This is a genomic window from Rhizobium sp. NFR12 (assembly GCF_900108545.1).
In the GTDB taxonomy this organism is placed as follows: domain Bacteria; phylum Pseudomonadota; class Alphaproteobacteria; order Rhizobiales; family Rhizobiaceae; genus Neorhizobium; species Neorhizobium soli.
In genome coordinates this window covers 1,180,236-1,205,270 of the sequence record NZ_FNWM01000002.1, presented here as the reverse complement: position 1 = coordinate 1,205,270, position 25,035 = coordinate 1,180,236, and the positions used below count along the sequence as shown (strand labels likewise).

At 60.3% G+C, this 25,035-nt stretch carries 20 protein-coding genes; 10 read left to right on the top strand and 10 right to left on the bottom strand.

Annotated features, from left to right (window positions below):
* Positions 1-286 precede the first annotated feature (286 nt).
* From BLW69_RS13225 to BLW69_RS13200, 6 genes are read left to right on the top strand one after another with little or no spacing between them, the layout of a single operon-like run.
* Positions 287-2,179 (top strand): peptidylprolyl isomerase, encoded by a 1,893-nt coding sequence (locus BLW69_RS13225; RefSeq protein WP_062456911.1) that lies wholly within the window; start codon positions 287-289, stop codon positions 2,177-2,179.
* Positions 2,180-2,198: 19 nt separating this feature from the next.
* Entirely contained in the window at positions 2,199-3,215 is a 1,017-nt protein-coding gene (gene trpD, locus BLW69_RS13220; protein WP_062456914.1) for an anthranilate phosphoribosyltransferase, read from the top strand.
* A gap of 4 nt (positions 3,216-3,219) precedes the next feature.
* Positions 3,220-4,035, top strand: coding sequence for an indole-3-glycerol phosphate synthase TrpC (trpC, locus tag BLW69_RS13215; RefSeq protein ID WP_092662348.1), 816 nt, complete (start codon positions 3,220-3,222; stop codon positions 4,033-4,035).
* Positions 4,035-4,514: a cyclic pyranopterin monophosphate synthase MoaC gene (gene moaC, locus BLW69_RS13210; RefSeq protein WP_062456920.1), complete on the top strand. Its 480-nt coding sequence runs from the start codon at positions 4,035-4,037 to the stop codon at positions 4,512-4,514. Before trpC ends, moaC begins: the two co-directional genes overlap by 1 nt.
* A complete protein-coding gene (glp, locus tag BLW69_RS13205) occupies positions 4,514-5,731 on the top strand; it encodes a molybdopterin molybdotransferase MoeA (protein ID WP_092662346.1) in 1,218 nt (405 codons plus the stop codon). The genes moaC and glp overlap by 1 nt, the downstream gene beginning before the upstream one ends.
* Positions 5,732-5,776: 45 nt before the next feature.
* The gene (locus tag BLW69_RS13200) at positions 5,777-7,222 is read left to right on the top strand and encodes a cryptochrome/photolyase family protein (RefSeq protein ID WP_244508816.1); all 1,446 of its coding nucleotides are present in this window, start codon (positions 5,777-5,779) and stop codon (positions 7,220-7,222) included.
* A 46-nt stretch (positions 7,223-7,268) separates the two neighbouring features.
* Here the strand turns inward: BLW69_RS13200 and BLW69_RS13195 are convergent, their stop codons facing one another.
* The 4 genes from BLW69_RS13195 to BLW69_RS13180 form a co-directional block, all read right to left on the bottom strand.
* Positions 7,269-8,897 (bottom strand): CTP synthase, encoded by a 1,629-nt coding sequence (locus BLW69_RS13195; RefSeq protein WP_092662342.1) that lies wholly within the window; start codon positions 8,895-8,897, stop codon positions 7,269-7,271.
* Between the two features lie 135 nt (positions 8,898-9,032).
* The gene (gene secG / locus BLW69_RS13190) at positions 9,033-9,506 is read right to left on the bottom strand and encodes a preprotein translocase subunit SecG (RefSeq protein WP_092662341.1); all 474 of its coding nucleotides are present in this window, start codon (positions 9,504-9,506) and stop codon (positions 9,033-9,035) included.
* Between the two features lie 94 nt (positions 9,507-9,600).
* Positions 9,601-10,371: a triose-phosphate isomerase gene (gene tpiA, locus BLW69_RS13185; protein ID WP_092662339.1), complete on the bottom strand. Its 771-nt coding sequence runs from the start codon at positions 10,369-10,371 to the stop codon at positions 9,601-9,603.
* A gap of 244 nt (positions 10,372-10,615) precedes the next feature.
* Positions 10,616-11,503 (bottom strand): alpha/beta hydrolase, encoded by an 888-nt coding sequence (locus tag BLW69_RS13180; RefSeq protein WP_092662583.1) that lies wholly within the window; start codon positions 11,501-11,503, stop codon positions 10,616-10,618.
* Positions 11,504-11,698: 195 nt separating this feature from the next.
* Between BLW69_RS13180 and parE the strand changes: the two genes are divergently transcribed.
* Positions 11,699-13,750, top strand: coding sequence for a DNA topoisomerase IV subunit B (gene parE, locus BLW69_RS13175; protein ID WP_092662337.1), 2,052 nt, complete (start codon positions 11,699-11,701; stop codon positions 13,748-13,750).
* A 37-nt stretch (positions 13,751-13,787) separates the two neighbouring features.
* Here the strand turns inward: parE and BLW69_RS13170 are convergent, their stop codons facing one another.
* Positions 13,788-16,331 (bottom strand): HWE histidine kinase domain-containing protein, encoded by a 2,544-nt coding sequence (locus BLW69_RS13170; RefSeq protein WP_062458046.1) that lies wholly within the window; start codon positions 16,329-16,331, stop codon positions 13,788-13,790.
* Positions 16,332-16,623: 292 nt separating this feature from the next.
* Here BLW69_RS13170 and BLW69_RS13165 point away from each other — a divergent pair, with 292 nt between their 5' ends.
* Together BLW69_RS13165 and BLW69_RS13160 are read left to right on the top strand one after the other, a co-directional pair.
* The gene (locus BLW69_RS13165) at positions 16,624-17,808 is read left to right on the top strand and encodes an AI-2E family transporter (RefSeq protein ID WP_244474068.1); all 1,185 of its coding nucleotides are present in this window, start codon (positions 16,624-16,626) and stop codon (positions 17,806-17,808) included.
* A gap of 84 nt (positions 17,809-17,892) precedes the next feature.
* Positions 17,893-18,330 carry a hypothetical protein gene (locus tag BLW69_RS13160; RefSeq protein WP_092662334.1) on the top strand — a complete coding sequence of 146 codons (438 nt, stop codon included), beginning with the start codon at positions 17,893-17,895 and terminating at the stop codon, positions 18,328-18,330.
* Between the two features lie 2 nt (positions 18,331-18,332).
* On the opposite strand, the gene BLW69_RS13155 is transcribed toward BLW69_RS13160, so the two are convergent.
* From BLW69_RS13155 to BLW69_RS13145, 3 genes are all read right to left on the bottom strand, one after another.
* Positions 18,333-19,460, bottom strand: a complete 1,128-nt coding sequence (locus BLW69_RS13155; RefSeq protein WP_092662581.1) for a DUF2336 domain-containing protein — start codon at positions 19,458-19,460, stop codon at positions 18,333-18,335.
* 149 nt (positions 19,461-19,609) lie between these two features.
* Positions 19,610-20,212 (bottom strand): flavin reductase family protein, encoded by a 603-nt coding sequence (locus tag BLW69_RS13150; RefSeq protein WP_092662332.1) that lies wholly within the window; start codon positions 20,210-20,212, stop codon positions 19,610-19,612.
* Positions 20,213-20,216: 4 nt separating this feature from the next.
* On the bottom strand, positions 20,217-20,792 hold the full coding sequence (locus BLW69_RS13145) for a nitroreductase family protein (protein ID WP_092662579.1): 576 nt from the start codon (positions 20,790-20,792) through the stop codon (positions 20,217-20,219).
* 108 nt (positions 20,793-20,900) lie between these two features.
* Here BLW69_RS13145 and BLW69_RS13140 point away from each other — a divergent pair, with 108 nt between their 5' ends.
* Complete coding sequence (locus tag BLW69_RS13140) at positions 20,901-21,890, top strand: hypothetical protein (RefSeq protein WP_175487267.1); 990 nt, start codon at positions 20,901-20,903, stop codon at positions 21,888-21,890.
* Positions 21,891-21,905: 15 nt separating this feature from the next.
* Here the strand turns inward: BLW69_RS13140 and BLW69_RS13135 are convergent, their stop codons facing one another.
* Positions 21,906-22,748: a lysophospholipid acyltransferase family protein gene (locus BLW69_RS13135; RefSeq protein WP_062580687.1), complete on the bottom strand. Its 843-nt coding sequence runs from the start codon at positions 22,746-22,748 to the stop codon at positions 21,906-21,908.
* Between the two features lie 106 nt (positions 22,749-22,854).
* Positions 22,855-24,855, bottom strand: a complete 2,001-nt coding sequence (gene thrS, locus BLW69_RS13130; protein ID WP_092662330.1) for a threonine--tRNA ligase — start codon at positions 24,853-24,855, stop codon at positions 22,855-22,857.
* Positions 24,856-25,035 lie beyond the last annotated feature (180 nt).

The window sequence follows — 25,035 nt, the reverse complement described above, 5'->3', positions numbered from 1 at the left end:
ACGCCGGGCCTGAGACGGCTCGCCCGTGGAGATGCTGAGCAGCGTTCGGCGAAACGGGTCGTTTCGACCAATAGCGGGGATAGAATGCCCACCGGGGCCGGCTGTCATGACTGTCGTGGTCATATAATCCCTGCCGTTACCTTCACGAAATAGTCAGTGGGGCGGACATTGGTGATGCCTGCGCGCTTTTGCGCGTCAACGCCTTCATTTCCGTTGCAGATTGTTCTAGAGACATTCGCTCAAACCGCCGGAAAGGCGGCACTACGACTGATAGGTAATATCGCCGATGCTCAATTCGCTCAGAAACGCAGCCCGCTCCTGGGTCGCAAAACTCCTGCTCCTGGTTCTTGCCGCATCCTTCGGCATCTGGGGCATTTCGCACTCCCTGATCGGATCGAACAGCAATACCGTCCTGACGGTGGGCGATCAGCAGATCTCGTCTGAAGAGTTCAGGCTGGCCTATCAGCGGCAGGTCGCCAATATCGGTCGTCAGTTCGGCGCACCGCTGACCGCGGAACAGGCACGTGCATTCGGCGTCGAGAACGAGGTGTTCGCACAGCTCGCCGCAGGCGCTGCACTCGATCAGCTTTCCGACGACATGAATCTCGGTCTTTCAGAAGACAAGCTCGGTATCCTGATCAGCGAAGACCCTGCATTCCAGGGCGTCAACGGTCAGTTCGACCGTGCCTTGTTCACATCCCGCCTGCGCAATGCCGGCCTTCGCGAGGACGATTACATCAAGGAGCGCAGCAAGGTTGCTGTCCGCAGCCAGATCGTCGAATCGGTGTCCGACGGGTTCAAACCGCCGCAGGTTCTGATCGATGCATTGAAGCAGTATCGGGACGAAAGCCGCACGGTCGAATATCTGCTTTTGTCGAACGCCAATATCGATCCCGTAAAAGCACCGACGGATGATATTCTGGCGCAATGGTTCGAAGGTGCGAAGAGCCGCTATCGTGCCCCGGAATACCGCACGTTTGCCTATGTGAAGCTGCAGCCATCCGACATCGCGGATGCGTCTTCGATCACCGACGAGCAGGCGCGGGCCGAATACGACAAGCGGATCGCCAGCTTCAAGACGAGCGAGACGCGCACCATCGAGCAGCTGCCCTTCCCCAACATGGAAATGGCAGAAGCTGCGGCGACGCAGTTGCGCGCCGGAACGACGACGTTCGACCAGGTCATGGCGGACCAGGGCAAAACCGCAGCCGACGTTCGCCTCGGCGACTTTACCCGCGACGCTGTTCCGGATGAGGCAATTGCAGAAGCGGCCTTCAAGCTTGGCGCGAATGGCGGCATCACGCCAGCCGTTCAAGGTACATTCGGTCCCGTCATTTTGCGGGTCTCCAACGTTCGCCCGGAAACCACCCGCGCCTTCGACGAGGTCAAGGGCGAGTTGCGCCAGCAGATGGCGGTCGCGGCCGCCTCGCAGGAACTCAACACGGCACATGACCGCTTCGAGGAGTTGCGCAGCAACGGGACGACGCTTGAAGACGCAGCAAAGGATCTGAACCTCAAGCTCGTCACGGTCACGGCCAATGCATCCGGTCTTGATCCGCAGGACAAGCGCATTGCGGATCTCCCGAGTGGTACCACGCTTTTGACCGACGTCTTCCGCACCGATCCCGGCGCCGATACGCTGCCGCTGACGGTTGGCACCGACGGCTTCGTCTGGTTCGAGGTCCGCAATGTCACGCCGGAACGGGAACGTCCGCTTAGCGAAGTCCGCGACCGGGCCGTTGCCGACTGGACGGCTGATCAGCAGCGTCAGGCGCTTTCGGCACGCACGGCCGACCTCAAGGGTCGCCTCGACAAGGGCGAGACGCTGGCAGTGATCGCTGAGGATCTCGGCGTCGCCATCGAAACGAAGTCCGGCCTGCGCCGCAACGGCGAGGACGCCATCTTCGGCAACGAGGCGATTGCGGCAGCCTTTGCAGGTCCGGTCGGTGTGACTGGAACAGCGCTCGGATCGGACGGCGAGAGCCGCCTTCTTCTGAAGGTGACGGCGGTCGATCAGGCCACGAGCGATGCGCTTGCCGGCGACGAGCAACTCCAGCGCATGGCCGATTCTGCCGGCGATGACATGCTCGATCAGATGGTCAACAGCCTCAAGAACACCTACGGTGTTTCGATCAACCAGGCCGCCGTCAATCAGTCGGCTGCGCCCGCGCAATACTAAGCGACTTGAGAGCCAAAGAATGCCTGAGCTGAAACCCTTCATTGCCAAAGTTGCTGCCGGGGAGAGCCTCACGCTGGATGAGGCGCGTCAGGCGTTCGACATTCTGATGTCCGGCGAGGCGACGCCCTCGCAGATAGGCGGGTTTCTGATTGCGCTGCGCGTACGAGGAGAAACGGTGGCGGAAATTTCCGGCGCCGTAACGACCATGCGCGAGAAAATGCTGCGGGTCGACGCACCAGCCGATGCCGTTGATATCGTCGGCACGGGTGGGGATGGTGCCGGCACCTACAACATCTCGACACTGGCATCGATCATCGTGGCTGGTACGGGCGTTCCCGTCGCCAAGCATGGCAACCGGGCGTTGAGTTCCAAATCGGGGACGGCGGACGCTCTGTCGGCTCTCGGCGTCAACCTGGAAATCGGTCCGGACCGCATTGCCCGTTGTATCCGCGAGGCCGGGATCGGTTTCATGTTTGCGTCTATGCACCATGCCGCGATGCGCCATGTGGGGCCTAGCCGCGTCGAACTGGGCACGCGGACGATCTTCAACATTCTAGGTCCTCTCTCGAACCCTGCAGGCGCCAAGCGTCAGTTGCTCGGCGTTTTCGATCCGAAATGGCTGCAGCCGATCGCAGAGGTGCTGCGCGGTCTTGGCTCCGAGACTGTCTGGGTCGTGCATGGCCAGGGTTTGGACGAGATCACCACGACAGGCGTTACGCAGGTCTGCGCTCTGGAGGGTGGCAGTATCCGCTCCTTTGAGCTGACCCCAGCCGATTTTGGCGTGCCGCAGGCAACGCTTGCCGACCTCAAGGGTGGTGACGGCATCCACAATGCGAAGGCGTTGCGGGCGGTTCTCGGCGGGGCGAAGAATGCATACCGGGACATTTCACTCTGCAACGCGGCGGCAGCGCTTGTCGTCGCCGGAAAGGCCGAAACGCTGAAGGATGGCATGACGATCGCCACGAACGCGCTCGAAAGCGGCAATGCCGCTGCAGCGCTTGACCGGCTTGTGGCCGTATCGAACGAGAAGGATTGAGCGAATGGCGGATATTCTCAAGAAGATCGAAGCCTATAAGCGCGAGGAAATCGCAGCGGCCAAGGCGAGTGTACCGCTCACTGAGCTAAAGGCTCGTTCCGCCGACCAGCCTGCTCCGCGCGGTTTTCTGCGTGCGTTGCAGGCCAAGAAGGATGCCGGCATTTTTGGTCTCATTGCCGAAATCAAGAAGGCGAGCCCTTCGAAAGGGTTGATCCGTCCAGATTTCGATCCGCCGTCGCTCGCCGCAGCCTATGAGGCCGGCGGTGCAGCCTGCCTGTCTGTTCTAACAGATACGCCGAGCTTTCAAGGTGCGCCGGAATTCATGGTCGCAGCAAAGGCTGCCTGCGCCCTGCCCGTTCTGCGCAAGGATTTCATGTTCGAGACCTACCAGGTGCACGAAGCGCGCGCCTGGGGAGCCGACTGCATCCTGATCATCATGGCGGCGCTGTCGGATGACGACGCGCTTGCGATCTACGAGGTCGCCGGCGAGCTTGGCATGGATGCGCTGATCGAAGTGCACGACGCCCCTGAAATGGAGCGGGCGCTGAAGCTCGAGGCACCGCTGGTGGGGATCAACAACCGCAATCTGCGCACGTTCGAGCTCGATCTCGCCATCAGTGAGACACTTGCACCGATGGTGCCAGCCGATCGACTCCTCGTCGGCGAAAGCGGCATCTTCACCTACGCCGACTGCCAGCGGCTTCAGAAGGCTGATATCGAGACCTTCCTCGTCGGTGAAAGCCTGATGCGTCAGGACGACGTTGCTGCGGCGACGCGGCTGCTGCTGTCCGGCGAGCTCTCCGCACAGGCGGCCGAATAATGGCAACACTCACTCATATCGATGCGGCCGGCGAAGCGCATATGGTCGATGTCGGCGACAAGACTGAAACCGTACGCTCGGCGACGGCCGAGGGTCATGTCAGGATGCTTCCCGAGACGCTGGCGCTGATTCTGGATGGCAATGCCAAGAAGGGTGACGTCATTGGAACAGCGCGGCTCGCCGGGATCATGGCGGCGAAGAAGACCAGCGATCTCATTCCTCTTTGCCATCCGCTGATGCTGACCAAGGTCTCGGTCGAGATTACCGAAGACGCCGCCCTGCCCGGTCTGCGTGTCACGGCGACCGCCAAGCTGACCGGCAAGACCGGCGTCGAGATGGAAGCGCTGACGGCGGTGTCCGTTGCCTGCCTTACGATCTACGATATGGCGAAAGCCGCAGACAAAGGCATGCAGATCGGCGGCATCCAGCTTCTCGAGAAGACCGGCGGCAAGTCCGGAACATACCGCCTGGAGGGCTGATGAAGGCACTACTCCCCGTGGCGGATGCCAGGAGCCGGCTGCTCTCTGCAGCGCGTCCGATCGACGATATCGTGAATGTCCCGCTCGGCGAGGCCGACGGTCGCGTGCTGGCTGCCGATCTGGCCGCGAGGCTGACACAGCCACCGTTCGACGCGTCCGCCATGGACGGCTACGCAGTACGGGCAGAGGACGCGTCTACGATCGGCACGGAACTGTCGGTCATCGGGACGGCGTCTGCGGGCCATGCCTTCGAGGGCATTGTCGGCCCGGGCGAGACGGTGCGGATCTTCACGGGTGCACCTCTGCCGCAGGGCGCTGATTCCGTCCTCATCCAGGAAGACGCCGAGCGAATAGCGGACGACCGGATCCGCACTGCATTTGCCGTCGTCGAAGGACGGCATGTGCGGCCCCGCGGCCAGGATTTCGCGGAGGGCGAGATCGTCCTCAAGCGCGGCACAGTGCTCGACTTCACGCATCTAACCGTCGCCGCCGCGATGAACCATCCCACGCTTGGGATCTATCGGCGACCAAGGGTCGCGATCCTTGCGACCGGTGACGAGCTTGTAGTTCCTGGCGGTGTGCCGGCGACCGCGCAGATCATTGCCTCCAATACGTTCGGCGTCGCCGCACTGGTGCGGTCCAACGGCGGTGAGGTTCTCGACCTTGGCATCGTCAAGGACAACCAGGCGGATATCGCTGCAGCTGTCGCACGGGCGCAGCTCGAAAAGGCCGACGTGCTGGTCACGCTCGGTGGAGCTTCTGTCGGCGATCACGACCTCGTCCAGTCGACGCTGAAGGGCGCCGGTATGGAACTCGATTTCTGGCGGATCGCGATGCGTCCCGGCAAACCGCTGATGGTCGGTTCGCTCGACGGCATGCATGTGCTGGGCCTGCCCGGCAACCCGGTCGCAAGCCTTGTGACCAGTCTCCTGTTCCTCGAGCCTCTGCTGCGAAAGCTCGCGCGTCTCAGCGAGAGGAACCGCGAGGTCATGGGTGTCACAGCGGAGCATATGAAGGCGAACGACCAGCGGCAGGACTATGTTCGCGCGAGCGTGACGCGTGACGCGGCGGGAAATCTTGTTGCCAAGGCTTTCGGAAAGCAGGATTCGTCGATGATGAAGATATTTTCGCGATCCGACGGCCTTATCGTGCGTCCGCCGCACGCTCCGGAGCTGGCTGCCGGTGCACCCTGCCCTATATTGCTCATTCGTTCCTAAGGCGCTTTCCAGGCGTCCTTTGCGATGCCTCGAACGGAGAAGCGCGTGCCTGCCGATCATTCAACTGACAAAGACATTCCGACCATCCTGTGGTTTCGCAAGGATCTCCGTCTCGATGACAATGCGGCGCTGAATGCCGCGATCGATGCCGGCGGCTCGGTCATCCCCGTCTATATCCGCGAACCCGACGAACTGAACATCGGGCCTCTCGGTGGCGCGCAGGAATGGTGGCTGCATCATTCGCTGACGGCACTCAAGGGCGCGCTGAAAGCGCTCGGCAGTGACCTCGTCCTCGTTAGGGGAAAGGCCGAGGATGTTCTGTCCGACATCGCCCACAAGACCGGCGCCCGCTCCGTCTTCGTCAACCGCGCCTATGAACGCACGGACTACGACCGTGAAATCGCGGTCGCCCTCAAAGACAAGGGCATCGCCATCAGCGCCTTTCATGGCCAGCTTCTCCACGAGCCGGACCGGATCCGCACGGGGGCGGGCAAGCCATTCAAGGTTTTTACACCGTTCTGGAACGCGATGCAGAAGCTCGGCGAACCGCACGAGCCGATGGATACCCCAAAGTCCATCCCTGCCCCGAAGCAATTTCCCCGTTCGGAAAGCCTGGACGGCTGGGACCTGCTGCCGGCAAAGCCGGACTGGGCTTCGGGTTTTTCCGAAATGTGGACACCGGGCGAACAGGGCGCGCGGGAGAAGTTAAAGGACATCATCGACAGGGACCTGCACGACTACAAGCGCGGTCGGGACTTTCCGGCGATCGACGCCACGTCTTCGCTGTCTGCCCACCTCACCCATGGCGAGATTTCCCCTGCCCGCATCTGGTACGAGACGAGAGGTCTTCCGGCGAAGACATCGGAAGACGTGTCGCACTTCCGCCGCGAGCTTGCCTGGCGCGATTTCTGCTACGGTCTGCTGATCGAATTTCCCGGCCTCGATCGCGAAAACTGGGACGACAAGTTCGACGCATTCGAATGGCAATACGATGCCAAGCAATTTACGGCTTGGACCAAGGGGATGACGGGTTATCCGATCGTCGATGCCGGTATGCGGCAGTTGTGGAAACACGGCTATATGCACAACCGGGTGCGGATGATCACGGCGTCGTTCATGATCAAGGATCTGATGATCGACTGGCGCAAGGGCGAGCAGTGGTTCCGCGATGCGCTTGTCGATGCGGATCCTGCCAACAATTCCGCCAACTGGCAGTGGGTGGCCGGCAGCGGCGCCGATGCCTCACCGTTCTTCCGGATCTTCAACCCTATCCTGCAGGGCGAGAAATTCGATCCAGACGGCGATTACGTTCGCGAGCATGTGCCCGAACTGGCAAAGCTCGACCGCAAATACATCCACAAGCCGTTCGAGGCGCCTGCGGCCGTGCTGGAGAAGGCAGGGATCGAGCTGGGGAAGACCTATCCAAAGCCCATCGTCGATCACGGCTTTGCCCGCGACCGGGCGCTCGCCGCATACAAGGCGCTCAAGTAGAAAAGCGGGCAAAGAAAAACCCGGCCGAAGCCGGGTTTTTCTTGTCTTAGACGAGACGGCTCTGTTCGAGCGCTGCCTCGACGAAACTCGCAAACAGCGGGTGCGGATCGAGCGGTCGGCTCTTCAGTTCCGGATGGTACTGAACGCCGATGAACCACGGATGGTCAGGGTATTCGACCGTTTCCGGCAGAAGGCCGTCCGGCGACATTCCCGAAAAAACGAGGCCGCAGTTTTCCAGGCGTTCCTTGTATTGGACGTTCACTTCGTAACGGTGACGATGGCGCTCGGAGATATCCGTCGATCCGTAGATCTCGGCGATCTTGGTGCCCTTCTTCAGAGCTGCCTGATAGGCGCCGAGACGCATCGTGCCGCCGAGGTTGCCGGCGGTAGACCGCTTCTCGAGCTCGTTGCCCTTCAGCCATTCCGTCATCAAACCGACGACCGGTTCCTTTGCAGGACCAAACTCCGTCGAGGATGCGTCTTCGATGCCGGCGAGATGACGGGCGGCTTCTACCACCGCCATCTGCATGCCGAAGCAGATGCCGAAATACGGAACCTTGCGTTCGCGGGCAAACTGGGCTGCGAGGATCTTGCCTTCGGAACCGCGCTCGCCGAAACCGCCGGGGACCAGAATGCCGTGAACCTTTTCAAGCCACGGAGCCGGGTCTTCCTTTTCGAAGACTTCCGATTCGATCCACTCGAGATTGACCTTGACGTGATTGGCGATGCCGCCGTGATGCAGGGCCTCGATCAACGACTTGTAGGCGTCCTTGAGGCCTGTGTACTTGCCGACGATCGCGATCGTCACTTCGCCTTCCGGTGTGTGGATGCGGTTGCAAACCTCTTCCCAGGCGTCCAGACGGGGCTTGGGAGCCGGTTCGATGCCGAACGCAGCCAGCACCTCCGAATCGAGGCCTTCCTTGTGGTAGGCCATCGGGACGTCGTAGATATTGGCGACGTCGAGCGCCTGGATGACCGCGGATGGGCGAACGTTGCAGAACAGCGAAAGCTTGCGGCGCTCGGCCTCCGGGATTTCCCGGTCTGCGCGCACCAGCAGGATGTCCGGCGCGATACCCAGCGCCTGCAGTTCCTTGACGGAATGCTGGGTCGGCTTGGTCTTCAGCTCGCCGGCTGCCGCAATGAACGGCATCAGTGTCAGATGCAGATAGATCGTTGTTCCGCGCGGCAGGTCGTTCTTGACCTGGCGGATCGCCTCCATGAACGGCATCGCTTCGATGTCGCCGACCGTACCGCCAACTTCGCAGAGAACGAAATCGTAGTCCTCATTGCCCTCGGTAACGAAATCCTTGATCTCGTTGGTGACATGCGGAATGACCTGAACGGTCGCGCCGAGGTAGTCGCCGCGGCGTTCCTTGTCGATGATGTTCTTGTAGATGCGGCCGGTGGTGATGTTGTCGGTCTTGGTCGCCGAACGGCTGGTGAACCGCTCGTAGTGACCGAGATCCAGATCGGTCTCAGCGCCGTCGTCGGTCACGAAGACCTCGCCGTGCTGCGTCGGGCTCATAGTTCCCGGATCAACGTTGAGATAAGGATCGAGCTTCCTCAGCCGAACCCGGTAACCCCTCGCCTGGAGCAGTGCTCCGAGGGCCGCGGCCGCAATTCCTTTTCCGAGGGAAGAAACCACGCCGCCTGTGATGAATACATATCGCGCCATGGGAGCCACCGAATACCTTCTGATTTCTGATTCCGCCAGCGGAATTTTCTTTTTCCGAAAAAAGTCTGTGGAATCTCCACAAACGAAAACCGGCAGGCTTTTGGCCCGCCGGAGTTTGTTGCCTTCAACCGTGCCTTACTGGCCGGTTGGAACGCTGTTCGTCGGAGCGGGCGTTGCCGGGGCCGGTGTCGCAGGCGCAGCAGGAGCCGGTGCGGAAGGCGCTGCTCCCGTTGCCGGTGCTGCCGGAGCAGGCGCTGAACTCGCGCCATCCGATGGGACGCCGTTGCTTGCCGGCGGAGCGGTCGGTGCCGGGCCGAGCTGGTTCAAGATACCATTGCCTGAACCCTGCTGGCTCTGCGGAATGCGGTCGAGAATATCCGTCGGACGCGATTCGTAGCGTGCCAGAATACCGAGCGCCAATGACGTGACGAAAAACAGCGTCGCCAGGATCGCCGTCGTGCGGGTCAGGGCGTTTGCCGTGCCGCGCGCCGACATGAAGCCGGAACCGCCGCCGATGCCAAGCCCTCCGCCTTCGGAGCGCTGGATCAGCACGACGCCGACAAGCGCCAGCACGATCATGAGATGAATGACGATCAGAACAGTCTGCATGAATAAGATCCCTGCCCCGTTGGCGAGGCAATAGAAGAAGTTTGGCGGCTCTTTACATGAGGCCCGCCCGCTTTCCAAGCCCCTATTGAATGGCTCAGGCGGTCAAGGCCTCATAGACGCCGTAGATGGCGAGAAAATCGTCGGCTTTCAAGCTGGCGCCACCGATCAATGCGCCATCGACATTTTCGATCGCCATCAGCTCCGCCGCATTGCCCGGCTTGACCGAGCCGCCGTAGAGGAGACGCATCCCCTTGCCGTCGTCGCCGAACCGCTTCACAAGTTCTGCGCGCATGAAAGCATGCGCGGCTTCCACATCGCTTGCGGTCGGCGTCACGCCGGATCCGATCGCCCATACGGGCTCGTAGGCAATGACCGTGTTTGCGGCCGTCGCATCATCTGGCAGGGAGCCATCGAGCTGACGCTTCAGAATATCCAGTGTCTGACCGGTGTCGCGTTCCTCCGCCGTTTCGCCGACGCAGACGATCGCGATCAATCCGGCTGCATGGGCAGCCTCGGCCTTGGCGCGAACCGTCGCGTCCGTTTCACGATGATCGACGCGCCGTTCGGAATGGCCGACGATCACATGCGTGCCGAAGCAGTCGGCGATCATGTTTGCTGAAATATCACCGGTATGCGCGCCGCAATCCTTCCGATGACAATCCTGGGCGCCGATCATCAGCGGGCTGTCTGTCGAAAGCGCCGTCGCCACATAGAGAAGCGTGGCCGGCGGGCATATCAGGGTTTCGACCTTGTCCGAGAGAGGTCCCATCACGCCCTGCGCGATTGCCTTGATCTCGGGAAGGCTGTCCCTCGTGCCGTTCATCTTCCAGTTTCCGGCAATAAGCGGGCGAATTTCTGGTGTCATGTCGATCCCTGTTCCTCTCCTCCAGCAGACGCCGTTGAGCGCTGCCACCTAGACGTGCAGGACAGGCCTCCCGACATGTCCTTTCACACTTCGTACGCTGAATAATGAACGCATTTCAAGTGCTTGGATGGATCCCAGATGGCGCGTCATGAGCCAGAGGTCGACGCATTCCAGGTGGGAAGCGATCTGCGCCGCGATTCAATCGGTTGAGAACCATTTAAACGCGCGATTGCAGCCAAACCGGTTATTTGTGGGCAATAAGCACGAAATTGAGGGCTTTGCGCCAGTCGATCATCCGAATGGGTGTTCCGTGCCCGCCTGTATTGAAAACGGACATACGGACCGGGTATCCGGAACTCTGCAATTTACGGTAGATCTCGGTCTGTCCGCTGGCTGCGTAGACGCTGTCGGCGCTGCCGTGAGCGATATAGATCGGCAGTTTTGCCTTGGCGAACGGCGTCGACAGCAGACCCGGATCGGGTGGACCGCCAAGCAGAACCATACCCTTCAGAGACCGGATCGTCGCCGCATCTCGGCTCACGGCCTGACAGATCAAGCCACCCATGGAGGCGCAGGCGAGGATGACAGGACGTCCTGCCGATTTCTCCGACGCATAGCGAATAAGGGCAGAGATATCGGCAGTACCTTTGTCGTCGAAGGATCTGACGCTTGGCGAATAGTAGGTCCCGCCCGACGCGGTGACGAGGTTCTTCAGCCGGTTGAAATTGCCGCCGAACGTGAAGTCGTTGACGCCGAGCCGCCTGTCGCCGCCCCTGCCGTGGATGAAGATCACCGTGAAGGCGCCACCTTGCGAAGGTCCCACCCTGGTGACATCAAGGGTCCGTCCGGAGAAGGCCAGGGTTTCATTTTCCTGGACACGGCGCGGTCCAAGCGCCACATAGGCATTCTTGACCCGCCGCTCAGGCTCACTGTCACGACCGTTGATGTCGCGCAGTTCCTGGTAGTCTATCATCTCGTAAGCGCCGCCGTCCTTAGTCTCCAGCACTTCGAACCTGGAGAAAAGCTCGTCTTTGAACGGCTTGATGGGGCCTTCCTGCGCGAGGCTTGCTGAAGCGCTGAACGCGACCACTACAGCAAGAAGCGTGCCGAAAAAGAAATGAACTGTGGACATGCGGGCTTTCATTCGGAACCTTCTGTCTTCCAACTTGCCATGCTAAAGCCGAGGCAGCATTGCTGGCAGAGCCGCCGTGTGCGTACGGCATCGCGAGAAAGCCGGTTTTCTGGCAAAATCGCATGTGATTCGAAACAGCACGAGATGGGTATGGCTATCTCCTCCGCACCCCGACAGGTAGTACCGACACCGCCAATGGATGACAATAACGACCTTTTTGCCGATACGCCCGCTCTCCCCAGATCAGCGCCAGCGGAACCTGTACCCGCGCTCAAGGCAGCGCCTTCGCCGCGACGTCCGGCTACAATCGCCGCCGACGGCGACGACTACGGCGCATCGTCGATCCGCGTGCTGGAGGGTCTGGAACCGGTGCGTATGCGCCCCGGCATGTATATCGGCGGCACGGACGAAAAGGCTCTCCACCATCTGTTCGCCGAAGTCATCGACAACTCGATGGACGAAGCCGTGGCCGGCCATGCCAATTTCATCGAGGTGTATCTTGATACCGAAGGCTGCCTGACGGTTACCGACAACGGTCGTGGGATTCCTGTGGAAAACCATCCGCAAGTGCCCGGCAAGTCGACGCTCGAAGTCATCATGACCAAGCTTCACGCCGGCGGTAAGTTTGACGGAAAGGCTTACGAGACCTCGGGCGGTCTGCATGGGGTTGGCGTTTCCGTGGTCAATGCGTTGTCCGACATGCTGGAAGTCGAGGTTGCGCGCAACAAGAAGCTCTATCGCCAACGTTTTTCCCGCGGCGTTCCGCAAGGTGGGCTCGAAGAACTCGGTGACGTACACAATCGTCGCGGCACCCGCGTCCGCTTCCATCCGGATCCGCAGATCTTCGGCGATCACGCGAAGTTCGATGCCGGTCGCATTTTCCGCATGGCGCGCTCGAAGGCTTATCTGTTCGGCGGCGTCGAAATCCGCTGGAGCTGCGATCCGTCACTGGTTCAGGCCGGTGGCGACGTGCCGGACAAGGCGGTCTTCCATTTTCCCGGCGGTCTGAAAGACTATCTTTCGGCCACGCTCGGCAAGGATTTCACCGTCACTCGCGAAATCTTCGCGGGCCGCACCGAAAAGACCGGTGGTCACGGCGCCATGGAATGGGCCATCACGTGGTATGGTGGCGACCCGCAGGTTCACTCCTACTGCAACACCATCCCGACGACCGAAGGCGGCACCCATGAAGCCGGGTTGCGCATTGCGCTGACCAAAGGCCTGAAGAATTACGCCGAACTGACCCAGAACAAACGTGCCCGCGAGATTACCACTGATGACGTGATGATCTCGGCCGTGGGCATGCTGTCTGTCTTTATCCGCGAGCCGGAATTTGTCGGCCAGACCAAGGACAAGCTTGCGACCGTGGAGGCTCAGCGGCTCGTCGAGAACGTTCTGCGCGACCCCTTCGATCATTACCTGACCGGAAATCCCAACGAGGCCGCGAAACTGCTCGATTGGGTGATTGAGCGCTCCGAAGAGCGGCTTCGTCGCCGCAAGGAAAAAGAGGTCAATCGCAAGACGGCCGTGCGCAAGCTGCGCCTTCCCGGCAAGCTTGCCGATTGCTCACAGAACACGGCCGAGGGCGCCGAACTGTTCATCGTCGAGGGTGACTCGGCTGGCGGCTCGGCGAAGCAGGGCCGTAACCGGTTGAACCAGGCCATTCTTCCGCTCCGAGGTAAAATCCTCAACGTCGGCTCGGCAAGCCGCGAGAAACTCTCGGCCAACCAGCAGATCGCAGATCTCGTGCAGGCGCTTGGCTGTGGCACGCGGACGAAATACCGCGAGGAGGATCTTCGCTACGAGCGGGTCATCATCATGACCGACGCCGATGTCGACGGCGCCCATATCGCATCGCTGCTGATCACGTTCTTCTATCAGGAAATGCCCGAACTCATCCGCGGCAGCCATCTTTATCTGGCCGTGCCGCCGCTTTACGTCATCAGGCAGGGTGGCAAGACCGTCTATGCCCGCAACGACGCGCATCGGGCCGAATTGATGGAAACGGTGTTCAAGGGCAAGAAAGTCGAAATCGGTCGCTTCAAAGGCCTTGGCGAGATGATGGCTGCGCAGTTGAAGGAAACGACCATGGACCCCGCCAAGCGCACGTTGCTGCGCGTCGGGATCGACGAGGTGGATTTCGAAGGCACGCGCGAGGCGGTCGACAATCTCATGGGCACGAGGCCCGAGGCGCGATTCCGGTTTATCCAGGAACGCGCCGCCTTTGCCGATAACCTCGATATCTGATTGCTGCGACCGGGAGACTTCCGGTCGCATTTTGAAGCTATCGTTCCAGAACCTTGCTGACGGCGGCGATCAACGCCGTCGCTTCATAAGGCTTGCGCACAACCGGCGCTGAAAACGTCGCCGGAATGATCGAGCGATCGCTGTATCCCGTCGCAAACACGAAGGGCACGTGACGACGCAGAAGTTCTTCCGCGATTGGAAGCGACGTACCGGATCCCAGATTGACATCGAGGATCGCGACGTCCGGGGTGAAATCCTTGAGGCGGCGAAGCGCGTCCGAGACCGAAGGCGATGTCGTTACCTTGTCGATACCATTGTCCGCCAGCATCGCCTCGACATCTGCTGCGATCAGCATCTGATCTTCCACAAGAAGGAACTCCAGATTGCCGAGTGATCGCTCGCTCGCCGTCCGTCCGCCGAGCCCATCCAGGTGGAGATCGTCCTCGGATGCCGCGTCATCATCTGCGTGAACGTGCTTGGAGGGGATGACAAAGACCGCGTTGACGCCCTCGGGCGGATAGTCGACCGATGCCCGACCATCCAGCTCGAAGGGCATGCTGCGGCTGATAAGGACACTGCCGAACCCACTGCGACTGGGCGCCTTTGTGACCGGACCACCGGTTTCTTTCCAGGTCAGCTCGCAATCGCCATCAGCACTTCGGCCCCACTCGATGTCGAGCCGACCGTCAGATACCGAGAGCGAACCGTATTTCGCAGCATTGGTAGACATTTCGTGCAGGACGAGGGCCATGACGGAAAACGCACGGCTATCAAGCCAAAAACGCGGTCCGCTCATCGTCACGATGCGGCCGCTTCCCTTATAGGGTTGCAGTTCGGCTTCGAGAAGGTCGGCCAGATGTCCGCCATCGCCGCTGCGGACGACCTGATCGTGCGCATAGGCCAATGCCTGAATGCGTCCCTTCAGCGAGCCGACGTAATCAGACAGCGGTCTTGAGTCATCCACAGGATGCCCCACGAGCGCCTTGATCACAGACAGGATGTTCTTGACGCGGTGGTTGAGCTCCTCGTTGAGCATGCGCTGGCGCACGTCCGCCTTACCGCGCTCGTCCGCAAGCAGTTCGTTATGATGCAGTACGGTTTCGACAAGAACTGCCCTGATGGCGTCGGCAATCTCGAGATCCGTATCGGTCCAAGGTTGAGCCTTGAGGCGTACCTGTTCTTTCCAGATGGCGAAGCTCGACCTCGGCGTCAGTCGCTCCCCATGCGGTCCGCTGGTATACTGCTTGTCGGGATTGCCTGCCCAATCGAGGGTCTGCACGACTTCCTTGCGGAAGAAAAACAGATAGTCGCGAGGGCGCTGGGACAAGGAAATGGCAAGAACGCCGCTCACGTCGTCCGGCGAGATCATCGACAACGGTAGCGACCGAGACAATTCGGCCGTCGACCAAATCCGTCCACCCGCGACGCCGCCGACCAGTTCCGCCAGTTCGGCAACGAGATGCTCCTGTGGGACGAGGCCCTGCCCCGTCCAGATCCCGTCAAGCCAAAGCCCGACCCCATCGCAGGGTAGCATGCCGCCGAAATCATCCAGTGAACTTCTCAACAGCCCGCTGATATCGTTGTGGTTGGAAGCGATCTGAAGGAATCGGTCAAGCGAACGTCTGGCAAGATTTGCCGTTTCGACCAGTTGCTTCTGTTTCAGCGCGCTCAAATGCAGGGAGAAGAACTCGCCGAACGTTTCTGCCGCAACGCGCTGGGGCATCGACAAGGTCTTCGGCGAATAGTGGTGGCAGGCCATCAGCCCCCACAACTCGCCATCGACGATGATGGACACCGACATCGAGGCAGAGACGCCCATGTTGCGAAGATACTCGCAGTGGATCGGGGAAACACTCCGCAGATGCGCGAAGGACATATCGAGCGGCAGGCCGTCTTCGCCCAACTCAGGGACGATGGCCACACGCTCGTTATCAGCGTTGGAAATGACGCGGATGGTATTTTTGATGTAAAGAATGCGTGCCTGTTTCGGGATATCCGCTGCAGGAAAATACTGGCCCTTGAAGCTCTCGAGGTCGCGGCGTTTGTATTCGCTGACGACCTTGCCGGACCCTTCCTCCTCGAAACGATAGACCATCACGCGGTCATATCCGAGCATGGCGAACATCAGCCGTGCAGCGTTCTCGATAAGCCTGTCGATGCTCTTCATGTTGCGAATGCGGCTGATCAACATGCGCGCAACTTCGAGCGGCTGGTCGGCGTCGTTTGAAGCCGGCTCGAACTCGATGATCACCTTGGAGTCGAAACGATGCAACGAGATGTCGAAAGCTTTGCCTGACGGGAGTCGCAAGGCATGGCGTAGCGCCGGGCGTGCTGGATCATCGGAGGTCGCGAGCGCGTTGCGAAGCGAATGGGCCGCTTCGCCACCGACGACGTCCTCGAGTCTCCGGCCGTTGATGTCACCTTCAACACCGAGCATTTCTCCGACATTCGCAGAGTGGTGAAGAATCTCAGCGCCAGTTAAGTCGCAGGCAAGAAGGCAACCATGCGGTTGAATGCTCCCTGGGATGTGAATTGGCTCGCGGTCGCAATTTGTAAGGTCGACCGCCTCCGCATTGAGCATCATTAAAGTCCTTGGATCTCGTCTCTTATAAAACACGCGTACGTGACGGTTATCTATTGTTCTGCTCTACCGAAACAAGGGGCGCTGACAAAGACGGTTTAGCCATCGCAATGCCCTAGACGAAGTTATGGTTCGGTGTTTTCACATTTGTATCGTATCTGAAGGATAGGCAGACGATGAAGGGCTCGGTTAAGAGGTCCACGGTAGGCTTGCAGCGTAATGGCCGAGACACCATATCGGCGACAGCAATCGGGAGTGGCAGTATATCGTGAGCGCGCAAGATGATCGGAACATCCCTATAGAACCGCGTTGGCTGGGACCGGTCTCTCCCAATCGCATTGCTCTGATACCGGCGATATCGGCAGCTCGATGGCTTCTGGTCCTGATTGTTGCTGCGTCGATTTATTTCTTCTACGGCTTCCTTGTGCCGGTTCTGGCCGCCTTGGTCATTGGATTTGCGAGCTGGCCACTTTATCGCAAGCTCTTGGTCCGCGTTGGCGGAAACACGACAATCGCCGCGACGCTTGCCATTCTGTTCATCCTCGCCTTTCTGATTGTGCCGATCGGCGTCGCGATCAGCTACACCACGGGTGAACTGCGCCAGTGGTTCAGCTGGGCGGTCGAAGTGAACAGGTTCGGGGCACCGCCTCCAGCCTGGATCATCGGCCTTCCCTGGGCCGGTGATTGGCTCGGGTTGCAGTGGACAAAGCATGTTGGGTCACCTGGCGCCATCGGCGAGCTTGTACAGATCGTTAGCGGAGCCAATATCGGCAATATCTACCGCGCCGTGATTGCTGCCGGAGATGGCGTCTTCCATCTCGTTCTGACCATGCTGTTCATGATGATCGCGCTGTTTTTCGTTTATCGTGACGGCGCATCGTTTTCACGCCAGATTGATCTCGTTGGTGAGCGCATCCTGCCGTCGCGGTGGGAGCGGATTTCGCGTGTCGTACCGGCGACAATTAGTTCGACGGTGACCGGGATGACGTTGATTGCGATCGGCGAAGGCATCGTGCTTGGCGTGGCCTACTGGATTGCTGGCGTCCCCTCGCCTGTGACACTTGGGGTCATCACTGGTGTAATGGCGCTTATTCCGGGCGGCGCGCCGCTTTCGTTCACGCTGGTATCTGCCTATCTCGTTGCCAACGGCTCGTTCGTCGCAGGGATCGGGCTGTTCACGTGGGGTGCGGTGGAATTGTTTATCGTCGACAAGACGGTTCGTCCGCGCCTGGTTGGCGGCCCTATCAAATTGCCATTCCTTCCCACATTCTTCGGCCTTGTCGGTGGTGTGAAAACCATGGGCTTTCTCGGACTGTTTATCGGTCCGGTTCTGATGGCGCTGATTGTGTCGATATGGCGGGAATGGATTCGCGAGGTCCGGATGGCAGAGACGACCGAAGTGCAATCGGCCGACCTTGCGGTGTCGCCGAGCGAAGCGGCGGAGCGGGCCTATAAGCGAAAGGCGCAAACGCCTTAAGTGTTCAGCCCCGCTGCGGTGGCGCCTCGCTGGCGCCATCATTGAGCAATCTAACCCCCAACAACCGCCATTGGGGAAAACAGCATGAATTCCGCGCTCATCGTCATGACTATTTTGGGCTGCAACGATTCGGCCACGGACTGCCGCTACATCTCGACGGTCGACCAGAGATGGCCGACGGTCGCAATGTGCGACGCCGTTTCCGAAGACAGGCTACCGTCCTATGCCAATCAGCCTTATCCGGTAATCATCGCCGTCTGCCAGAATCCGGACGATGCGATCGAGACAGCAACACAGTCGCAACCCCCTCCCGTGCGGGATCAAGCGTCCGAGCCGATAGCGGCGGCTCCGGAGCCAAACAGCGACGTAAGCGAGAAGCAGAAGGAAGGTCTGGCCAGCCGTGCGATCCAGCGGGTTCGCAACGTTTTGCCAACGACCGAAGGCGTCAAGACGCTCGTGACGACGCCCGTAAGGCTTGTCGAAGGCGGTTATTCGTGGGTTGCCAAGCGTTTCGACCGCTAAGCTCAGGCAGCAAGCGCTAACTCGCTCGCATAGGCCCGTGCGGCGAACCGCATCTCCAGACGATGCCGTCTCTCGATCATCTGGATCATATCCGAGACTGCCGGATGCTGCCCTGCAGCCCCTGAAAACCTCTCGATCAGACGACCGCAGACATCAGCGGTGGAACGACCCGCCGACGCGTCGCGCCAGAGCAGGACAGCCTCGACGAAGACGGCGGCAATCTCCCTTGTCAGACCACAGGCTTCAAAAAGGGCGCGAACGGCATGAAGGCGGCCTGTTGCCAGGATAGGCCTCACGCGACGCTCTCCGAGCCCGGAAAGGGTCGATACCGCCTCTGCAACGAGGTCAGCCTTGCCAAGGCAGAGGGCGTGGATCAGGAAAGACGGTGTGAGGCGTCCCGATGCCCGGAGATGCTCGACGAGTGCCGGCACTTCCTGCTGGGACGTCGTTCCTGCAATTGCGACGGTTGCCGCTTCGTCGGCCTCGCGGCCCACATATTCGATACGGCCGCGAGCAAGCGTCGAGCGGACCAGACCGCAGTTGAGAAGCGTGTCCGCGATATGGCTAACGAGCATGTGGCGCGCTTCTGAAGGAAGGTCTTCGCGCTCGAGCAGAAGGTTGCGAATGTCGTGGCGCTGTCCATGCCGCTCGGCGATCCGGCGCAGGGATATGCCTGTGATCAACGCAGTGCCACTTTCGAGCAGAAGTAGAATTTCCGGCTCGTCGCCGATTTCTGCAAGTGCTGCACAGGCGCCGCGGGAAAGATTTGGCCGCGAGGCGATCAGACGCCGGGTCATTCCATCGCCTCGGCCGATCAGGTCGACAAGATCCGAGTCGCTGATCACGGGCGAGCGGGCAATCACCGTACAGGCGATCTCGACCTGATCTTCCGCAAGCGCGAGGATGATTGCACGAGGAGCCTGAGGCGAATCGGCGATCGATTCTGCCAATGCGAGACGTACGCGCGGCGAAGGGTCATCGAGAAGGTAAGTGATCGCCAATCCGGCAGCCTTGCGCTCTTCTGCCCCCATCGCCGCGTGGAGATATGCTCGACCAAGGGCATCCGCTGCGCGGGAACGGTCCCCAGTTCTTGCCGTCTCAGCCCAACGAAGAAATGCCTGTACGATCACGACCTGCCCCGGAAACACAACGCTGCTGCTCCGTCTGGAACAGCCTGGTGCCACGGTAGAGACAAAAAGTTTAAGATTGGTTCACCATGTTCCACACCCGGCGCGGCGCACCTCACGCGTAGCCTGAACTAGGCCGAGAGTATGGAATCTCACGTCGGACGGACCAGTTCGAACACGCCCTCGCCGGCATCGGAATAGTCACGGTAGCCCATGCGGCCGACCGGTCGGGCAAGCTGCATGTCGATTCGGCCATCCCGGATGATGTCTTCGGAGATATGGATTCCGACCACCTCACCAAACACCATGTAGGCGTCGGTGAGCTCGCCCTTGAGATCCTTCGGCTGGATCACTTCGGTAAGACGGCATTCCAGCGCGGAATAGGCCTCCGCAACGTAGGGCGCGTCGACGACCTCTCCCATTCTGGCGGTGAGGCCAGCCAGGTCGAACTCATTCACCCCGTAATCTACCGGAGCCGAGGAAGCGTTGACCTGTTCGGAAACATGGCGGCTGGCCATGCTTGCCGTGAAAAAACCCGTGTCCGACGCATTCTTCAGACTGTGCTTGCGTCCCGCCGAGGAGAACATCACGATCTTTGGGTTATCGGACACGATGTTGAAGAAAGAATAGGGCGACAGGTTCAGCGAACCGTCGCGTCCTTTGGTACCGATCCAGCCGATCGGCCGCGGCGCCACGATGGCCTTGAAGGGATCATGGCGCATGCCGTGGGCGTTCGTGTCGGTGCGATAAAACATGCGTTCAACCTGCGTAGGTGACAACGTCGGCAAGAGCCGGCCGCGGCCGGTCCGGCGTCGCGAAATCGCTCGAGCCGATATGAATGAAACCCGCGACCTTTTCGCCCGGGCTCATGCCAAGAGCGTCGAGGGCTCGCTCGTCGTAGCACACCCACTCGGTACGCCAGTTGGCAACATAGCCATGTGCATTTGCAGCCATCAGCATGTTGAGGCAGACAGCGCCAGCCGACAGGACCTGCTCCCATTCAGGGATTTTGACATGGGGCTGCGCGGTGCTGACAACGGCAACGACAAGCGGTGCACGTGTGAAACGCGTCAGTTCAGCCTGTTTGGCCGGTTCATTCATCTCCGGGTTACCGGCGAGCGCGAGTTCAAGGAAGGTTTCGCCGAGCTTCGTGCAAACGTCACCCCGATAGACGACAAGGCGCCAAGGCGCGATTTTGCCATGATCGGGAACGCGGACCGACATGCTCAAGATCGATTCGAGCTCTTCTTGCGATGGGCCCGGGCCTGTGATCTGGGCAACGGGCGTCGAGTGGCGCTCTTGCAGGTAATCGCTGAGCTTCAGGTTGTTTTCCATGTCGAAAGCTTCCGATCGATACGTGATATAGAGGTAGGCCTTGAAAATGCCCGGACGTTCGTCTTCAAGTGGCTTCTCGCAAAACAAGAGTCAACGGGTCATATCCTGATGCCAGGCCTATCGTTCGTTACCCGTATCGCTGCTGCAGGCCTGCTGCTGTTGACCGCTGCCGACTTGGGTTTCGCGCAAAGCGATGCGTTCCGAAGCTTCCGCCAGCTCGACAGCACGGGGAAGATGGCCAAGCTGAACGCCTTCTCGGCCACACCGGGCGAAAGCGCCGGCTCGATCGCGAAGGATGTGCGGTTTGATGCCAAGCTGACGGCTGACAGCGACGTGATGCAGGAAGGTCTTGCCTGGCGCGTGTTCAGCCCGATTGCCGGTGTGGACGGCAAGCTTCCGCTTGTTGCAAGCTCCGACGGCGGATCCGCCGCTTTCCAGCTGGCGCCGGGTGATTATTTCGTGAATGTCGCGTTCGGCCGCGCCGGCGTCACGAAAAAAGTAACTGTACCTTCTGAAGGCGACTTCCAGAAACAGACCCTCGTCCTTGATGCCGGCGGGTTCATCCTGAACGCGGTTGCCGGAGCGGACCAGACTATCCCACCGGCACAGCTGAGCTTCTCCGTCTATGCGGCCGAAGTCCGCGAAAACGGCGATCGGGCCCTCGTGATGTCGGAGGTGAAGCCCAACACCATCGTGCGGCTTGCGACAGGGACCTATCACGTGGTTTCTGAGTACGGTGACATCAACGCCGTCGTGCGTGCTGACATCCAGGTGGAAGCGGGCAAGCTGACGCAGGCTGTTTTGCAGCACAAGGCCGCGGAGGTGTCGCTGAAGCTCGTGTCTCAGCCGGGTGGCGAAGCCATCGCCGACACGGCCTGGTCGGTGCTGACGGCTGCGGGCGACGTGGTCAACGAAAGCGTCAGCGCCCTGCCCTCCATGGTGCTGGCCGAGGGCGACTATCTCGCCGTTGCCCGCAACAAGGACAAGATCTATCAGCGCGAATTCAAGGTGACGGCTGGTAACAACGTGGATGTCGAGGTTCTGATGCGCAATGCCAACCCGTCAGATGCCACGACCGCTGCCGTCGTGCCCGACTGACATCGGCTTTCTGGGTCAACTGGCCTTCTTGAGAAACCGCTGACGTCTGACGGGTCGCATGGAGAAGACGGCACTGTGGAGCAGACCGAGCAACTCCTTGCGGTCTGTGGTCCCAGCCATATCGTCCCAGCTCATCACCCTGCCCACCCGTGCCGTGATCGACGTTCCAGACAGGCGTTTAAACTCGCGGATGAGAAGCGACAGCCTGAATGTCATCGAGATCCGGCTGGCCAGATGAAAGAGCCGACCATTCTGCCCCTCGAAATAGACCGGAACCACGTTGGCCCTGGTAGCCTGAATGAGTTTTGCGGCGAAGATCTTCCACGGCAGGTCGTCGGCAATGCCGAAGCCCTTCTTCGCGGTTGCGACACCGCCGGCTGGAAAGATAATGATGGTCGTGCCGTCTTTCAGCAGCCGTATCGCTTCGTTCCGCGTGTGCATGTTCAGCACCAGCGCCTCCTTCGTCTCCTCGAAGGATACGGGCAGCGAATAGGGTTCCATCTCAGGAACCTTCAGGAGATCGTTGTGGATCAGCACGCGGAAAGGTCGGCCGAGCTGTTCGGCAAGTGCCAGCACGGCAATTCCGTCTCCGATGCCGAACGGATGGTTTGCAACGATGACCAGTGGAGACTGCAGCTGTTCTTCGGGAGGCCATGCGCCTTCGATCTCGAGACCCACGTCGATGATATCGAGCATCTTGCCGAAGACGCGGTCGCTCTTGCCGACGATGTCGGTGCGCCAGATATCATACAGCCGGGCGAAACGATCGCGTCCCGAGAGCCCTTCGATAGACCGGATGAACCAGCGCTTGAAGCGCGGATCCCTGTCATTGGCGTAGGACAGTTCTCTGAACCGCAAATCAGTCTCCCAACGGAAAGGCGCATCCGATGGGAAGGCAATATTACAAAACGATTGCAGTTTTTTGACAGCACCCGCGGACATGGCCCGCGGGCGCTGGTCTTGATCAGGCCGGGCGCTTTCTCAGTGCTGCGCGGCGGCGAAGGTCCGGCGGCGTCGCTTCTTCCGCAAGCGACCGAATCGCCTCTTCAAGCGTCATCGACGTTTGCGCCTGCGAGCCGAGACGACGGATGTTGACCGAGTTCTCCTCGGCTTCCTTCTTGCCGCAGACGATAATGACCGGAACCTTGGTCACCGAATGCTCGCGGACCTTGTAGTTGATCTTCTCGTTGCGGAAGTCGGTCTCGACCTGCAGGCCGGCATCGCGCAACTGTTCGGCAACTTCCCGACCGTAGTCGTCTGCGTCCGAAGTGATGGTCGCGACAACGACCTGGGTCGGTGCAAACCACAGCGGCATGTGGCCTGCGAAGTTCTCGATCAGAATGCCGAGGAACCGTTCCATCGAGCCGCAGATGGCACGGTGGATCATCACCGGCTGCTGCTTTTCCGAGTTGGCATCGATGTAGAAGGCGCCGAAGCGCTCCGGCAGGTTGAAGTCGACCTGAGTCGTGCCGCACTGCCATTCGCGACCGATCGCGTCCTTCAGCGTGTATTCGAACTTGGGGCCATAGAAGGCGCCCTCGCCCGGAAGAATGCCGGTCTTGATGCGACCGCCGGACTGTTCTTCAATGGTTTTCAGAACGTCCGTCATGACGCTTTCGGCGCGATCCCAGAGATCATCGGTGCCGACGCGCTTTTCCGGACGCGTGGAGAGCTTCACGACCACTTCCTCGAAGCCGAAATCCTCGTAGACGGAGAGGATGAGGTCGTTGATGCGCAGGCACTCGGCCGCCATCTGCTCGTCCGTGCAGAACACGTGTGCGTCGTCCTGCGTAAAGCCGCGCACGCGCATCAGACCGTGAAGCGCACCTGACGCTTCGTAGCGGTGAACGAGACCGAATTCGGCAAGCCTGATAGGCAGTTCGCGATAGGACTTCAGACCGTGCTTGAAGATCTGGACGTGGCCGGGGCAGTTCATCGGCTTCAATGCGAAGACGCGATTGTCCGCTCCCTCGTCCTTCGGATGCGTGAACGCGTAAGCGGATTTCACCGCGAACATGTTTTCCTGATACCAGCCCCAGTGACCTGACGTTTCCCAGAGAGACGCGTCGAGAACCTGCGGTGCGTTGACCTCTTCGTAGGTGCCGGCCAGACGGCGGCGCATGTAGGAAGTCAGGGTCTGGAACATGCGCCAGCCCTTGCCGTGCCAGAAGACGACGCCGGGGCCCTCTTCCTGGAAATGGAACAGGTCCATTTCGCGACCGAGCTTGCGATGGTCACGCTTTTCGGCTTCGGCCAGGATATGCAGGTAGTTGTCGAGCTGCTCCTGCTCTGCAAAGGCCGTGCCGTAGATGCGCGTCAGCATGACGTTGTTGCTGTCGCCGCGCCAATAGGCGCCAGCCACCTTCATTAGCTTGAAAGCCGTGCCGATCTGGCCCGTGGACGCCATATGCGGTCCGCGGCACAGGTCGAACCAGTCGCCCTGATAATAGATCTTCAGATCCTGGTCTTCGGGAATGGCATCGACCAGCTCGACCTTGTAGGCCTCGCCCTTGGCTGCAAAAACCTCGCGCGCCTTGTTGCGCGGCCAGACTTCCTTGGTGAAGGGCTTGTTGCGCTGGATGATTTCCTTCATCCGCTTTTCGATCTTCGGCAGGTCGTCCGGGGTGAAGGGCTCGGCCTTGGCAAAGTCGTAATAGAAGCCGTTCTCGATGACGGGACCGATGGTCACCTGCGTGCCGGGCCAGAGCTCCTGGACGGCTTCTGCCATCACGTGCGCTGCATCGTGGCGGATCAGTTCGAGTGCCCTGGGGTCCGTACGGGTAACGATCTCGATCTGACCGTCGACGACGGGGTCGGAGAGATCGCGCACGGTCCCGTCGATCGCGATCGCGACAGACTTTTTGGCAAGCGACTTGGAAATGGACTCGGCAACGTCACGGCCGGTCGTGCCGGCATCATACGTGCGGACGGAGCCATCGGGAAATGTGAGGGAAACCTGGGACATGTTCTATCTCCTGTCCAGTCCCGCCAACGAATGCGGGTGGTGGTAAAATGGCCAGATCGACCGGCCGGCAACGGGCGCGGTGATAGTGTGTTTCGGGCCGTTAGTAAAGGTTTGGAACCCGCGAACGGATGGTCGGAAAGCCTTTAGCTTCCGAGCTCTGGCGAGCTGCAAGGACTGACG